At 64.2% G+C, this 13,695-nt stretch carries 15 protein-coding genes and 1 pseudogene; 9 read left to right on the forward strand and 7 right to left on the reverse strand.

The annotated features are described in order from the left end of the window. Positions 1-3 precede the first annotated feature (3 nt). The 5 genes and pseudogenes from ubiB to dut all read left to right on the forward strand — a co-directional run bounded on the left by ubiB (position 4) and on the right by dut (position 4,431). Positions 4-1,533, forward strand: coding sequence for a 2-polyprenylphenol 6-hydroxylase (ubiB, locus tag G405_RS15240; RefSeq protein WP_022700749.1), 1,530 nt, complete (start codon positions 4-6; stop codon positions 1,531-1,533). A gap of 67 nt (positions 1,534-1,600) precedes the next feature. Then, positions 1,601-2,772: pseudogene (gene coaBC / locus G405_RS17310) on the forward strand (bifunctional phosphopantothenoylcysteine decarboxylase/phosphopantothenate--cysteine ligase CoaBC). A gap of 73 nt (positions 2,773-2,845) precedes the next feature. Continuing rightward, positions 2,846-3,340, forward strand: a complete 495-nt coding sequence (locus tag G405_RS0106745) for a hypothetical protein (RefSeq protein WP_022700750.1) — start codon at positions 2,846-2,848, stop codon at positions 3,338-3,340. 127 nt (positions 3,341-3,467) lie between these two features. Next, positions 3,468-3,962 (forward strand): hypothetical protein, encoded by a 495-nt coding sequence (locus G405_RS0106750; protein ID WP_022700751.1) that lies wholly within the window; start codon positions 3,468-3,470, stop codon positions 3,960-3,962. Positions 3,963-3,984: 22 nt separating this feature from the next. Next, positions 3,985-4,431, forward strand: coding sequence for a dUTP diphosphatase (gene dut / locus G405_RS0106755; protein ID WP_022700752.1), 447 nt, complete (start codon positions 3,985-3,987; stop codon positions 4,429-4,431). Here dut and G405_RS16445 read toward each other — a convergent pair. From G405_RS16445 to G405_RS0106775, 4 genes are all read right to left on the reverse strand, one after another. Continuing rightward, entirely contained in the window at positions 4,428-5,237 is an 810-nt protein-coding gene (locus tag G405_RS16445; protein WP_022700753.1) for a PIN domain-containing protein, read from the reverse strand. The genes dut and G405_RS16445 overlap by 4 nt on opposite strands. Continuing rightward, positions 5,234-6,538, reverse strand: a complete 1,305-nt coding sequence (locus tag G405_RS17270; RefSeq protein ID WP_022700754.1) for an ATP-dependent DNA helicase — start codon at positions 6,536-6,538, stop codon at positions 5,234-5,236. Before G405_RS17270 ends, G405_RS16445 begins: the two co-directional genes overlap by 4 nt. Before the next feature lie 64 nt (positions 6,539-6,602). Continuing rightward, positions 6,603-7,148 carry a hypothetical protein gene (locus G405_RS0106770; RefSeq protein ID WP_022700755.1) on the reverse strand — a complete coding sequence of 182 codons (546 nt, stop codon included), beginning with the start codon at positions 7,146-7,148 and terminating at the stop codon, positions 6,603-6,605. Between the two features lie 87 nt (positions 7,149-7,235). Then, a complete protein-coding gene (locus tag G405_RS0106775) occupies positions 7,236-7,655 on the reverse strand; it encodes a hypothetical protein (protein ID WP_022700756.1) in 420 nt (139 codons plus the stop codon). Positions 7,656-7,761: 106 nt separating this feature from the next. Between G405_RS0106775 and G405_RS15255 the strand changes: the two genes are divergently transcribed. Beyond that, positions 7,762-8,538: a HesA/MoeB/ThiF family protein gene (locus G405_RS15255; RefSeq protein ID WP_022700757.1), complete on the forward strand. Its 777-nt coding sequence runs from the start codon at positions 7,762-7,764 to the stop codon at positions 8,536-8,538. A 243-nt stretch (positions 8,539-8,781) separates the two neighbouring features. Here the strand turns inward: G405_RS15255 and G405_RS0106785 are convergent, their stop codons facing one another. Further along, positions 8,782-8,991 carry a hypothetical protein gene (locus G405_RS0106785; RefSeq protein ID WP_022700758.1) on the reverse strand — a complete coding sequence of 70 codons (210 nt, stop codon included), beginning with the start codon at positions 8,989-8,991 and terminating at the stop codon, positions 8,782-8,784. A gap of 16 nt (positions 8,992-9,007) precedes the next feature. After that, positions 9,008-9,907, reverse strand: a complete 900-nt coding sequence (locus G405_RS0106790; protein ID WP_022700759.1) for an MBL fold metallo-hydrolase — start codon at positions 9,905-9,907, stop codon at positions 9,008-9,010. 138 nt (positions 9,908-10,045) lie between these two features. Between G405_RS0106790 and G405_RS0106795 the strand changes: the two genes are divergently transcribed. The 3 genes from G405_RS0106795 (at position 10,046) to fabB (ending at position 12,498) form a co-directional block, all read left to right on the forward strand. Continuing rightward, the gene (locus G405_RS0106795; RefSeq protein WP_022700760.1) at positions 10,046-10,636 is read left to right on the forward strand and encodes an SH3 domain-containing protein; all 591 of its coding nucleotides are present in this window, start codon (positions 10,046-10,048) and stop codon (positions 10,634-10,636) included. A gap of 114 nt (positions 10,637-10,750) precedes the next feature. Further along, entirely contained in the window at positions 10,751-11,287 is a 537-nt protein-coding gene (gene fabA, locus G405_RS0106800; protein WP_022700761.1) for a 3-hydroxyacyl-[acyl-carrier-protein] dehydratase FabA, read from the forward strand. Continuing rightward, positions 11,284-12,498 (forward strand): beta-ketoacyl-ACP synthase I, encoded by a 1,215-nt coding sequence (fabB, locus tag G405_RS0106805; RefSeq protein ID WP_022700762.1) that lies wholly within the window; start codon positions 11,284-11,286, stop codon positions 12,496-12,498. The genes fabA and fabB overlap by 4 nt, the downstream gene beginning before the upstream one ends. A gap of 276 nt (positions 12,499-12,774) precedes the next feature. Here the strand turns inward: fabB and G405_RS0106810 are convergent, their stop codons facing one another. Next, positions 12,775-13,689, reverse strand: a complete 915-nt coding sequence (locus G405_RS0106810; RefSeq protein ID WP_022700763.1) for a hydrogen peroxide-inducible genes activator — start codon at positions 13,687-13,689, stop codon at positions 12,775-12,777. Between the last annotated feature and the right edge of the window lie 6 nt (positions 13,690-13,695).

The raw sequence follows: 13,695 nt of genomic DNA on the forward strand, positions 1-13,695 counted from the left end.
TCCGTGTTTGGTACGCTCTCAAATATCTTCCGCCTGACGCGCGCCGCCTGGACTTTGGCCCGTCATGACGCGATTTTTCCGGCTGAATACCAGTCGGCGTTTCCAGCCCCTGCGCGGGTGCTGGGAAAGTTTGCACGCCTGATCGCCATTCGCGACCGGGCGAAAAATCCCGGTGAACGCCTGGCCCATGCGCTGGAAAAGCTGGGCCCGTCCTATGTGAAATTCGGGCAGGTGCTCGCCACCCGCGCGGATGTGATCGGGGCGGAGTTCGCGCGCGGCCTGTCACGGCTGCAAGACCGGATGGAGCCGTTCGGCCTTGAGCAGGCGCGCGCCACGGTGGAAGCCGAGTTCGGCAAGCCCGTCGAAGCGCTGTTCTCGGAATTCGGCGAGCCCGTCGCCGCCGCGTCCATCGCGCAGGTCCATAGGGCGAAAACGATAGAGGGCCGCGATGTGGCGGTGAAAATCCTCCGCCCGGACGTCGCAGAGCGCATCAAGCGCGACATCGCCGCCATGCGCCTGGGCTCCAAGCTCGCCGAAGGCCTGTTCCCGGCGTCCAAACGCATGGAGCCGCGCGCTTTCGTGGAGACGGTGGCGCGCTCTTTGGTGCTCGAGCTGGATTTGCGGCTTGAAGCGGCCTCCGCCAATGAATTGAGCGAAGCGGCTGTGGCGGCGCAGAATTTCTTCATCCCCGAAGTGGTCTGGCCGCTGACCGCCAAGAAAGTGCTGACGACCCAGTGGATTGACGCCATACCGCTGACCGATATGGACGCGGTGCGCGCGGCGGGGGTGGACACGGTGAAACTGGCGGGCGATCTGACTGACGCCTTCCTGTCCACTGCGCTGGAGCAAGGCGTGTTTCACGCCGACCTGCACGCCGGCAACCTGTTCGTCACCCAAGACGGCCTTCTGTGGGCGGTGGATTTCGGCATAATCGGACGGCTGGGGCGCGGCGAGCGGCGCTATCTGGCGCGCATCCTTCACGGCTTCCTGACGCGCGACTATGACGGCGCGGCGCAAGCGCATTTTGACGCCGGCTATGTGCCCGACCATCATTCCCGCGATGACTTCGCCAGCGCCCTGCGCGCTGTGGCGGAACCCATTTTCGGCAAGAGCGCCGGCGAAACACCGATGAGCCGGGTGCTGATGCAATTGTTCGAGGTTACCGACCTTTATGACATGCACCTTCAGCCCCAGCTGGTCCTGCTGCAAAAGACCATGGTGCAGGCCGAGGGCGTCTGTCGTCTTCTGACAGACGACCATAATATGTGGCAGGCCTCTGGCCCCGCGGTAGAGCGCTTCATGCGCCGCGAGCTGGGGCCGCAAGGCCGCATCGAGGATCTGATGGAATCCTTTGACCGCGCCAAGACCATCCTCAAGCGCCTGCCCGACACGCTGGACGAGCTGACCGAGACCGCCAAGGTCCTGCGTGAACGCGACACCCAAAGCCCCTCAAACCCGACCTGGCTGATTGCCGCGCTCAGCGTCGTCGCCGGGGCTTCAACCGCGATTGCGGTGCTGCTGGCGGTGATGTGATCTGAGCCAAGGTGACGTGGCGGCCCGTTCGGGGTAAGCCTGAGCTGAAACACCCGCGAGGCATGTCATGGCGGATAAACGCATTCTTCTGATCATCGGCGGCGGCATCGCGGCCTATAAATCGCTCGAGCTGATCCGCGAGCTGGCGCGGCGCTCGATCAGGACGCGCGCCATCCTGACCGAAGCCGGCAAGCAGTTCGTCACCCCGATGAGCGTGGGCGCGCTGACGGCGGACAAGGTCTATAGCGATCTGTTCTCGCTGACCGATGAGGCCGAGATGGGCCATATCGAGCTGTCGCGCTCGGCTGATCTTGTGGTCGTCTGCCCGGCCACCGCCAATCTGATGGCCAAAGCCGCCCAGGGCATCGCTGATGACCTAGCCACCACCACGCTTCTGGCCACCGACAAGGCGGTTCTGATGGCGCCGGCGATGAATGTGCGCATGTGGACCCATCCCGCCACGCAAGCCAACCTCAAAACCCTCGAGAGCTATGGCGTCACCGTGATGGAGCCTGATGACGGCGAAATGGCGTGTGGCGAATTTGGTCCCGGCCGCCTGCCCGAACCGGTGCGGATCGCGGACGCCATCGAGGCCGCGCTGAAATCATGAAGGCCATCGTCACCGCCGGCCCGACGCTGGAGCCGATCGACCCGGTCCGCTTCCTCTCCAATCGCTCCTCCGGCCAGCAGGGCTACGCCATCGCCGAGGCGCTGCGTGATCAGGGCTTCGAGGTGGTGCTGATTTCGGGCCCGACAGCGCTCAATGATCCCGCAGGCCTTCAGACCGTCCGCATCGAAACCGCGCGCGACATGCTCGCGGCGGTGAACGAGCATCTGCCCGCAGACGTGTTCGTCTCCGTGGCCGCCGTTGCGGACTGGCGTCCGGCGGAAGCCGCCGACAAGAAGCTCAAACTCGACAAGGGCGCACTGGCGAGCCTGCCGCTTGCCGAAAATCCGGACATCCTGAAGACCATCTCCCGATACGGCCCGGACCAACGCCCGCGCCTGGTGGTGGGATTTGCGGCTGAAACCCATGACGTCATCGAGCACGCCCGCGCCAAGCGACTGCGCAAAGGATGTGACTGGATTGTCGCCAATGACGTGTCAGGCGATGTGATGGGCGGAGCAGAGAACGCCGCCCTTCTGATCACGCCGGAGGGAGAGGAACCCTTCGCCCGGGCGGCCAAATCGGCGCTGGCCCAAAAACTGGCTGAGAGAATTCACCAAGCACTTTCATAGACTTCAGACTGGGTTTGAAATCGCCCCCCTCAGATTGTTAGGGTCGGGGCGTTTAGCAAACTCAGGACCTGATATGAAAACCGCACTGACCGCCCTCGCCCTTGCCGGGTTCAGCGCCGCCGCCGCCCAGGCGGATTGTTACTCGATCTATCCGCAAGGCTCGGGCCAGCCGCCGGCTCCGATGGCCGGCTACACCGTGACCGAAGCCGCCGACCTGGACGGCTTGATGGATCCGCCGCCGCTGGCGGAGGGCGCAAACGCCATCGCCTGCGAGCGTGACAGCATCGTGCCTCGCCCCAATGATTTCGAGCTGGTGCGCTATCATTCCACGCCGCTTCTCATCTCCAACGGGGAAGGCGAAGAGACCCAAATGCTGATTCTCGGTTTCCAGCCGGCCATGGAAGACGAGAACGGCGAGATGACCGAGCCGCAATACCGGGTCCAGATGGCCCAGGGCGGGCTCAACGATGACGAGCGCACCGGCATTATCGGCGCCCTTGAAGGCTTCGCCGAAAGCGAGCAAGCGCTGGATGCGTTCTTAAGCGCCCAGGCCGAACAAGACAGCTGACTTCAGGCCTCCCGCGCTCACGCCGGAGCTCTGCGCCAGCGTGAGCGCGGCTGTGCCTGAAGACTATATTTGATACCGCTGATAATCCTCTCTAGGGTCGCGAAAACCAAGTCAGAGGGGATATGAGATGAAAGCTGTCCTAGCCGTCGCACTGGCGCTCGCCGCATCGCCTCAGGCCCTTGCGGACTGTTCTGCCGTCAACACAGCCCAACCGTCCGATACGCCCGTCCTTCTGGAGGGGTTTGACCTCGTTGAAGCCGCGAGTCAGCCAGGACTCATGGCGCGGCCTGACATGCCTGAAGGCGCTGACGCCATCGTTTGCTTTCGTGAGAGCATCGTACCCGAGCCCAATGATTTTGAATTGGTGCGGTATCACCAGATTCCATTGATGATCCGCCTGGATCAGGATGGACGTCCGCCTGCCCTGCTCATCATGGCGTACATCGGCGAGCAAGAATCCGCCGATGGCGAAATCGTCCCGGCTCAATACATCGCCCAATTGCCCCAGGGGGAAGTGACACAGGCAGAAGCAGACGCCATCAACGCGTCCATGTCCTCAATCGAGCAGCGCGAAGCCGCCCTCCTGGAGGAAATGGCCCAGCAGGGTCAGGTTCTGGACTAATCGTGTAGCAAGGCGCGTCGTCATGAAGCTGAATGTCAAAACGCTGGAACATTTTGAAGGTCTGGACCTGCCAGCCTACCAGACTTCCGGCTCCGCGGGTCTCGACCTGCCCGCCGCCGTGCCCGCAGACGCGCCCGTGGTGATCGAGCCTGGCGAGTGGAAACTCATCCCCACCGGCATCTGCATCGCCTTGCCCGAGGGCTATGAAGCCCAGATCCGGCCCCGGTCGGGCCTGGCGGCCAAGAAGGGCATTTCCTGCGTCAACACGCCCGGCACGGTGGACGCCGATTATCGCGGCGAACTGCACGTCAACCTGATCAATCACGGCAAGGAGCCGTTCATCGTCCAGCGCGGCGAGCGCATCGCGCAAATGGTGATCGGCCAGTTCACCCAGATCCGCTGGAACCCGGTCGAAACGCTGGATGAAACCGCTCGTGGCGCCGGCGGGTTCGGCTCGACCGGCGTCTAAAAGCCCAGCTTTTTCGCCAACGACCCTAGCCTTGCGCGTTGCAAGGCCAGCCCGAAACGCGGCGCGCTGAGCCCAAGCCGGTGCGCCGCGCCCAATACGGCAGCTGTCGCCGCCTCGGGCGCGAGTCCCAACCGGCTGGCGATGAATTCACCAGACGGACGGGCATACAGCCCCAGCGGTTTCAAGGTCGCGCGGGGGAAGTCCTTCATATTTTCCGTCAGGATCACCCGCGCCTGCCCGGCCGCGGCGGCCTGCATCACATGGGCGTCGTCCGGGTCGGGCAGTTTGCCGGTCACCTTGATCAAATCCGCTTCTTCGGTCGGGACCATCGCTTCAGGCCAGGCATGCTCTAGCGCCATGACCAGTTGCGACGCTTCGCCGGGTCCGTCGCGGTCCGGCTTGCCGTCCACGATGCGCGCATGGGCGTGACCGGTTTCAAACAGCACTTTTTCAGACCAGCGCGGATAGAAAAACCCGGCCTCCGCCAACGCCAGGACCAGATGCCGCCGCACCGCGCTGGCGAGCACGCAGGCGTCCAGAAACACCGCAGGCCGATCAAAGTCTTCGGGAAGGGCGACCGCGTCCGGCGCCGTGATCACCGGAGCGTCCGAACCGGACGGCGCCAGATGCGGGCCGTCCATGCGCGCCAGATCCTTGAGCGCCTGCGCCCGGACCCGATCCCGCTGCTCGGCGAGGCGTTTGGCGCTGCGATCATCCAGCGCTTCGGCGAACTCGCCCTGCGCGACAAGTTGGTTCAGGCCCCAGGCGTCCACGCCCAGTGCGCGCTGCGCAGCCTCAGGCGTCATCCGCCAATCCCCAGCGGGGCGGGATCACAGAAGGCTTTGACGTCAAACAGGCGCTGATCCGTAATGATGTCAGAAGGCTGCAAGGGCCGAGACAATTCCAACCCTTCAAGGGTCCGCGCGCGCGACAGCGCCACATAGGCCTGCCCATGGGCGAAGAGGCGGCGCGAGACGTCGAGATAGACCTTGTCGAGCGTCAGGCCCTGCGCCTTGTGAATGGTCATCGCCCAGGCGAGCCTGAGCGGATACTGCACATAAGACCCGATGGTTTCGCGCTTGAGCTTGCTGGACTGGCCGTCCGCAGCGTAGCGGATCCGCTCCCAGCTCACAGGCTCGATGGTGACGAACTGGTCGTTCACATGCACTTTGACGCCATCTGACGAAAAGCCCACCACTTCACCGATGGAGCCGTTCACATACCGCCCGCCGGGATCATTGCGGATCATCATGACGCGCGCGCCGACTTTCAGAACCAGCGGATCGTCGGTGGGGAAGAGGCGCGGATCAAACTCACCCTCCACCTTGCCCGAAAAGCCCCGCGGTTCGCCGCGCAAGCCCTCAAGCCGGGCCTGATTGATCGAGGAAGCGGCCTGATTGGTCGGGGTCAGCACCACATGGGTGCCAGACGCTTCAAGGCCGATCCGGCCCGTCACGCGCGCGTTCAGAATCTCGGCCAGGTCAGGGGTCAGCTCGCCGTCCCGCACAGCATTGAGCACTTCGACAAACTCTGGGTCCGCCTGACGATGGACCTCGGTCAGCTCCACCATGGTGAAGCCGGCGTCGCGGAAAGCGGGCGCGTGAAAGAAAAACGGCCCGCCATAGGTGTCTTCCAGAAACGCCCCTTCCTCGCCCTGTGCAATCGGCGGCAATTGCGCCAGATCGCCCACCAGGATGATGCGCACCCCGCCAAAGGGTTCGGCGCTGTCGCGATTGAGACGCAGCGAGAAATCCACCGCCTGCATCATGTCCGAGCGCACCATGGAGATCTCGTCGATCACCAGAGTGGTCAGCGCTTTCACCGTGCGTGCATTGCGCAGGCGGCGAATATCGCCCGGCGTGATCAGGCGCGGCGGCAGGCGGAAGAAGCTGTGAAGGGTCTGCCCGCCCGCATTCATCGCCGCGACGCCCGTCGGCGCCACCACGGCGGCCTGCGGCCCGAGGCGTTGCAGGATCGCGCGCGTAACGGTGGTTTTACCCGTGCCGGCCCGGCCCGTCAGAAACAGATGAGCGCCGCCATTGATGGCGTAATCCACGACCGCTTGCTGGTCCGGCGAGAGAGTGAATGAGGGGCGAGGGGTCAGCACGGTCAGGCTCCTTCAAGGGAGCTTGACCTTGGCCTGCTTTGACTATGAACGCCAGTGACGCGCCTCAGCGCCGCCAGATGGATTCACACGGCTGGTAAGGCGTACTGACACTTTCCACACGGCCCTGCGCATCGACGACCGCGTTCACTTCGCAAGGCACTTCAATAAAGCGCGCCCGCGTTGATCCCGAAGTCCGCATGAGCGCGGCGCCGGTCACGCCGCCCGCAGCCCGGCTGCCGTCTGACGCAGGGCGCGACCCGGCGCTGTGTCTCGGCGCTTGGATGACAGAGGCGGTGCGAACGACAGACGTGTCCGGCCCAACCCGGGTCCATTCCAGGGTCTCGTCCAGGTGAAGCGCGACGCGCATCTGATCTGCAGGCTCTTCGCGAAGCATGCGCGAGACGGCCCCAGGTGTTTCAAGAGAGAGCACTTCAAAGGTCAATGCGACCCGTCCATCGCCGACAGGACCGCCGGCGACCGGATCGCCATAGGCTGCGATCATCTGGCTGAGCGAAGCGCCCTCAAAGCTGGACGGTCGCTCGACCTGCTGGGCCTGGGCGCTTCCCAGCGCGCACAGGGCGACCGCCACCGGCGTCAGTGTCTTGATCATGATCTTGTCTCCTCTCAGAAGAGACAAGCGTACGCCCCGACATGAAGTCTTACAACATTTTCCCCGAAAAGGAGAAAACGACTCCGCCTAGTACAGCTCTTCGGCCACGCAAGCATCGCCGACAAAGCGGAAATCACGCACCACGCCTTCAGGGTCGATCACGAAACGGGTTTCGCACTCCACCCACCAGCTGCGGGCGGGCTCGTACTCAGTCTCGTCATAGCGTTCGATACGGGTCCGGCGTTCGCCATACTCGTCAATATATGTCACGCGGCGTTCATTGGGGATGGTGCGATAGCCGCCCGGATCGGTGCGCTGTTCTTCACGCATATAGCTCCACACCTCGCCCCCATCGCTCAAGCTGTCCACGCTGTCGGGGGAGCCGAACTCCACCAGCAAGACATCCTGGGTCCGCCCCACCAGCTGGGTCATCTGCTGGCGATAGCCTTCAGAGGTGGCGCAGGCGGCCACGATCAGGGCCAGGGCGGCGGCGATCTGGTATTTCATCTGTGCATCCCCATGGTTGGCGGTTCACACTGAGCTACACTCATCTTCGTGAACGCAAGCTGAGCAGACAGGGTCTGCCCGCCGCCTGCAAGCAAGGTCGACCGACATGGCCGTGGACGTCAAACGACATGCCCGACACATTGTCCTGAAAGAACTGGGCGGCCCGGGCCAGCAGAAGCTGTCCCGCGCCCGCATCACCGTGATCGGCGCAGGCGGGTTGGGCGCGCCAGCCTTGCTCTATCTGGCCGCGGCGGGCGTCGGTCATCTGCGGGTAGTCGATCCCGACACCGTGTCGCTGAGCAATCTGCAACGACAAATCCTGTTTCGCACAGACGATGTGGACGCTGCGAAGGCCGAGCGCGCCCGCGACGTGCTGACGGCGCTGGATCCCGGCGTAAGCGTGGAAGCGGTCTGCGAACGCGCAACCGTCAACACGCTGCCGGACCTGCTGGAGGGCGCTGATCTGGTGCTGGACGGCTGCGACGACTTCGCCACCCGATTCGTCGTCAACACAGCTGCGATCGCGGCCGGAATTCCGCTGGTATCAGGCGCTGTGGGTCGCTGGGAGGGGCAGGTCGCTGTTTTCGCGCCGCATCAGAAACCCGACGCGCCGTGCTATCAGTGCTGGGTGCCGGAAACGCCGCCCGACGCCGAGGATTGCGCGGTGATGGGCGTCGTGGGCGCGCTGACCGGGGTGATCGGGTCCATGATGGCGATGGAGGCGATCAAACTGATCACCGGGGCTGGCGAGCCGCTGATCGGGAGGATTTGCGTCTATGATGGTCTGTCGGGTCGGGCCCGGACGGTTACTCTGCCGGCATCCCGCAGCTGCCCGGCTTGCGCATCGGGCAGAACTGACACCCCCCGCACCGGCCCCGTCTGATCCGGAACCAGGCGAGCGCGCCCAGAAGCACGCTCGGCGCGACGCCCACCAGCATCGCCAGCCAGACGCTGCGGCCCAGAACCCCGACCAAAAGCGTAACCACAACCCCGACCGCCAGAAAGCTGAGCAGGGTCAGATCGGCTCTGCGCCGGGGGGTGGAAGCATGATTGATCAGCATCGTGACTACGTACCTGAGACACTCTGCCTCTGTCCTACCCTATGCCGGGCAGGCGCGGCAAGTCGTCACAGTCGGCCGCGATGCTTGCCGGAATGATGCTGGGCCAGGGTCTTGGCGGCGCGGCGCGCGTTGACCACGACAAACAGATAGATGCCACCCGCAAAAACGAGCCCGACCGCCATGCCGGAGAGCCAGCTCCCCAGCAAGGCGGCGAAGGTCAGCCCCATCACCCCGGCGATCATCACGATGAGCGTCAGGATGCGCGGTTCAGGCATCCAGACCGTGCTAGTTTTACTCTGTTTCACCCGTGATATCCCGGTACAGCGTCCAGACCATGCGTTCGGTGGTGATGAAAGCCCAATTCCACTCGTCATGGAAGGCCGCCAGCGGCTCTGCGGCCTGAACCTGCTGCAAATTCATGCCTTGCTCGACCAGCGCCGCCACTTCAGCCTTTGCTTGGGTCAGCATGGTGATGCTGGCTTCAAGATCGGCTTCCGTCGACAGCGGGCCATGGCCGGGAATGATCTGGGTGTCGGTATCCGCCACGTCCACAATGGCCTGCATGCCGGCGATGAACCCGTCCACCGTGCCGCCATTGTCGAGGTCGATATAGGGGAACCAGCCCGAGAACAGCAGATCGCCGGCATGGATGACGTTCGCATCCTCAAACACCACGAAGATGTCGCCATTGGTATGGGCGTCGGGGGTGTGGTGCAAGCGCGCGCTCAGGCCGTTGATCGTGACCACATCACCGTCATTGACGCCCACCGTCGGCAGGAAAGCGCCGGACAGCGGCTCCGGCGTCGCGCCCGTCAGCTGGGCGGTCACCGGATTCATCAGCGCGTCACGCACGCTGGGGTGGGCCATGATGGTCGCGCCCTGTTCCGCGAAATAGGCGTTGCCCAGCACGTGGTCGCCGTGAAGGTGCGTGTTGAGCACCAGATCCACCGCCCGGTCGCCGGATACGGCGCGCTGCGCGGCGTCGATCGCGGGGGCGAATTGCGGCATCTGGGTGTCGATCATGAACACGCCGTCTTCGCCGACGCTGACGCCCACATTGCCCGCGCGATTGGTGGCGAGCATGTAGATCCCCGATCCCAGATCGCTGGTCTCCACATAAACCTGATTGTCATTTTGCGCGTGGGCGCTGGCGCCGAGCGCAAGGCTGGCGATGAGAGCGGTGCGGATCATGGCGAATCTCCGATGGCTGCGGTCTGTTGGCCAAATGGGTGTGATGAACGCCCATATCCAGCCCGACTGAAAAACAATCTTAATCCTGAGCCTTCACATTTAACCCCGGATTCACTCTGGCTGGGATGTGGCGCGCCCATGCGGACGCTCTTTGCTTTGATCATCATTGTTTGCGCAGGCTTGGGATCTGGCCCGGCCCGAGCGCAGACCTGCGACACGTTTTCGGGGCTTCCCGTCCCGCGCTTCGTATCGCTGAAATACAATGAAACGCGCGGCCGCGCCGGCCCGTCCTTCGCCCATCCGGTCGCCTGGCTCTATCAGCGCCAGGGACTGCCCATGGAAGTGGTCGCCGAAACGCCGGACTGGCGGCGGGTGCGCGATCCAGAAGGGGAAGACGTCTGGATGCACCGCCGCACCCTGACCGGGCGACGCTCGGTCTGGGCGCAAGACGCGACGCAATTGCTGGCCCGCCCGGATTCAAGCTCCGCCCTGATCGCGGATGTGGAAGCAGGGGCTGTGTTATGGCTGGAGCGGTGCCGGGCTGGCTGGTGCCGCCTGGAAGCCGAGGATCACCGCGGATGGGCGCCTGCAGCGGCGTTCTGGGGCGTCTATCCTGAAGAGACCGAGCCGACCCCCGCGCTTGAGGGGGGGCAAGCGTCATGCTACCGCTCTTCGCCTGAACCAGACGGACGGACGGCGGATCTCGAAAACCCCGCCTCGGCCGACTGACGGATCTGAACCCAGGATGACAGCCTGGCGCGTCGCATTTCACGCGTAGCGCTGGCGCGTTCGCCGCAACTTCCGACCCCCGGCATGCGTCGCCGGGCCGGCACGACGGACCCCATGACAGACCAGAAAAACAGCTACACATATGATGACCTGATCGCCTGCGGCAAAGGCGATCTCTTCGGTCCGGGCAATGCGCAATTGCCGCTGCCGCCCATGTTGATGTTTGATCGCATCACCGAGATCACCTCCGATGGCGGCGCCCATGGCAAAGGCCTTTTGGTGGCCGAGCTCGATGTGACCCCCGATCTGTGGTTCTTCGATTGCCACTTCCAGGGCGACCCGGTGATGCCGGGCTGCCTGGGTCTGGACGCCATGTGGCAGCTCGTGGGCTTTTTCCTGGGCTGGACCGGCGCGCCGGGCAAAGGCCGCGCCCTGGGCGTGGGCGAGGTGAAATTCACCGGCCAGGTCCCCCCCAGCGTCAAGAATGTGCGTTACGTCATTGATCTCAAGCGTGTGATAAATCGTCGCCTTGTGCTGGGCATCGCCGATGGCCACGTAGAGGCGGACGGTCAGACCATCTACACGGCAAAGGATCTGCGCGTGGGTCTGTTCCGACCTGAAGAGCTTAATAACGGCGGAGAAAAAGCATGAGGCGTGTCGTCGTCACCGGTATCGGCATCGTTTCATCCATCGGCGACAACGCCGCAGAAGTCGCCGCCAGCCTGAAAGCGGGCAAGAGCGGCGTCATTGCGGCCCCTGAATACGCCGATCTGAACTTCAAATGCCAGGTCCATGCCCGCCCGAACGCCAATCCGGCCGAGCATGTGGATAAGCGCGCCTATCGCTTCATGGGCGAAGGCGCGGGCTGGGCGTACATGTCCATGCAACAGGCGATCGAGGACGCGGGGCTCGAAGACAGCGATGTCTCCAACCCGCGCACCGGCCTGATCGTGGGCACCGGCGGCCCTTCTGTTGAGGCGATCGTGAAGGCCGCCGACATCACTCGCGAAAAGGGCCCCAAGCGCATCGGCCCGTTCGCGGTGCCCAAAGCCATGTGCTCCACCGGCTCGGCGACGCTCGCCACTCCGTTCAAGATCAAAGGGCTGAACTATTCGATCAGCTCGGCCTGCACGACGTCGCTGCACTGCATGGGCGCGGCCGCCGAGCAGATCCAATGGGGCAAGCAGGATGTGATGTTCGCCGGCGGCGGCGAAGAGCTGCACTGGGCGCTTTCAAACCTGTTTGACGCCATGGGCGCCATGAGCTCGAACTATAACGACACACCGGCTGTGGCCTCTCGCGCCTTTGACAAGAACCGCGACGGCTTCGTCATCGCAGGCGGCGCGGGCATTGTGGTGCTGGAAGAGTACGAGCGGGCGAAAGCGCGCGGCGCGACCATCTACGCCGAAGTGCTCGGCTATGGCGCCACTTCTGACGGCCATGACATGGTCCAGCCGTCTGGCGAAGGCGCGGCGCGCTGCATGCAGATCGCGCTGGAAGAGGCCAAGGGTCGCAAGATCGACTACATCAACCCGCACGCCACCTCGACGCCCGTCGGCGACGTGAAAGAGGCCGAAGGTCTGCGCGGCGTGTTCGGGAAGGATGTCCCGGCCCTGTCGGCGACCAAATCCATGACCGGTCACTCGCTGGGCGCCGCGGGCGTTCAGGAAGCCATCTATTCGCTTCTGATGATGAAAGAGGGCTTCATCGCCCCCTCCATCAATATCGACGAGATGGATCCCGAGCTGGCCGACCTGCCCATCGTCACCGAGACGCAGCAGACCGAGCTCAACACGGTCCTGTCCAATTCCTTCGGGTTTGGCGGCACCAACGGCACCATCATTCTGGGCCGTCCGGATTAGGGTCAGCTTCAGAGCGAGGATGCGAAAACCCCGGCGGAAACGCCGGGGTTTTTTGTTGTCTTCCCATTCCCTCTTCCCCGGCGAAGGCCGGGGAAGAGGGAGAAACAATATTCAAACCCTCTCATCCCCCGATAAACCGGTGAATGCCATGCCTGAGAGGCTGAAACCCCGGCCAAGCGCAGCGCCGAGCCGGGGCCTCCATCAGGATATGGCGCTTTACGCGGAGGGAGGTCCCGGGTCTTCGCTTCGCTCGCCCGGGAATTCAGCGCTTTCTCCCTAACCCTTCAGCGCCTCGCGCACCGCATCGGCCAGCATGCGCGCTTCATGCTCGCGGGCGCTGCCCTTGCGCCAGGCGACGCCGATCTCGCGCCCTGCGACAGGCGGATCAAAGGGACGGATGGCGAGGTCGAGCCGGTCCGCGAGCCCCGCATCAATCGCGAGCTTGGGCAGAAGCGTGGCCCCTAGGCCCGATTTCACCATCTGCACGAGCGTATGAAGCGAGGTGGCTGCGAAGTCAGACCGGGCGTCGTTCGTGTCGGGACGGCTGGCCGAGCAGACCGCCAGCGCATGATCGCGCAGGCAATGACCGTCTTCGAGCAGCAAGAGCTGTTCATCCGCCAGCATTTCGGGGCTGAGCGTGTCGCGCTGGGCCAGCGGATGGTCCGGCGTTGCAGCGAACAGAAACTCGTCTTCCAGAACGCCTGTGGTCTCGATGCCGGGCGCGTCATAGGGCAGCGCGATCAGCGCCGCATCCAGACGCCGGTCTTTCAGCGCATCCACCAGCCGGTGTGTCAGGTCTTCGCGCAGGAAAAGTTCAAGTTTGGGATAGTCTTTGCGAAGGCTAGGCAGGACCTTGGGCAGCAAGAAGGGCGCGATTGTGGGGATCACCCCCAGACGGAACGGCCCGCTCAAGGGCTCGCCCGCCGCCCGCGCCACATGGACCAGGTCTTCCGCTTCGGTCAGCACAATGCGCGCCCGCGCCACCGCCGCCTCGCCCGCCGGGGTCAGCACCGCGCCGCGCGCGCCGCGCTCGACCAGGGTCGCGCCCAGGATCGTCTCCAGCTCCTTGATCCCGGCGGACAGGGTGGGCTGGGTCACATGGGCGGCTTCGGCGGCGCGGGAAAATGAGCCGTGCTCGGCGAGCGCCGACAGGAAGGTGAGTTGTCGCAACGTAGGCAGATGGCCAACCATAAGGCG

Origin of the sequence: Oceanicaulis alexandrii DSM 11625, assembly GCF_000420265.1 — a bacterium.
GTDB classification, from domain to species: domain Bacteria; phylum Pseudomonadota; class Alphaproteobacteria; order Caulobacterales; family Maricaulaceae; genus Oceanicaulis; species Oceanicaulis alexandrii.